Raw genomic sequence first — 402 nt, 5'->3', positions numbered from 1 at the left:
CACCCGCCATTCCTGAAGGGGTTGCCAGCTGCATCACCTGAAGATTTGCAGTCCACACAAGACGAGCTAATTGCCAAACTTCGCCAGGTACTTGGCTTTAACCAGCGTGAGTTTCAAAGGCTGATTCAGCCCTGCATTGATCATCTGGCTGCTTATGTTCATTTGTTGCCAGCTTCTGAGCATCATCATCACAGTGGTGCTGGTGGTTTATTACGTCACTCGTTGGAAGTTGCTTTCTGGGCGGCACAAGCTGCTGAGGGGATCATCTTTGTTGCCAGTGGCACCCCGGTTGAGAAAAAAGAGCTGGAACCAAGGTGGCGTGTTGCGGCGGCATTAGGCGGTTTGTTCCATGATATTGGTAAGCCAGTTTCAGATCTGTCCATCACAGACGAAGATGGACGC

The 402-nt window shown here is 51.0% G+C and carries 1 protein-coding gene; it reads left to right on the top strand.

The features are described from left to right. Window positions 1-402 (top strand): TraI domain-containing protein (locus B3182_RS09840; RefSeq protein ID WP_292752614.1); only part of this gene is annotated, 402 nt, incomplete at both ends.

The sequence above is a fragment of the Methylophaga sp. UBA4204 genome, assembly GCF_002379485.1.
GTDB lineage: Bacteria > Pseudomonadota > Gammaproteobacteria > Nitrosococcales > Methylophagaceae > Methylophaga.
Note: the sequence above shows the minus strand (reverse complement) of the source record. Positions and strands in the feature narration are given on the sequence as shown.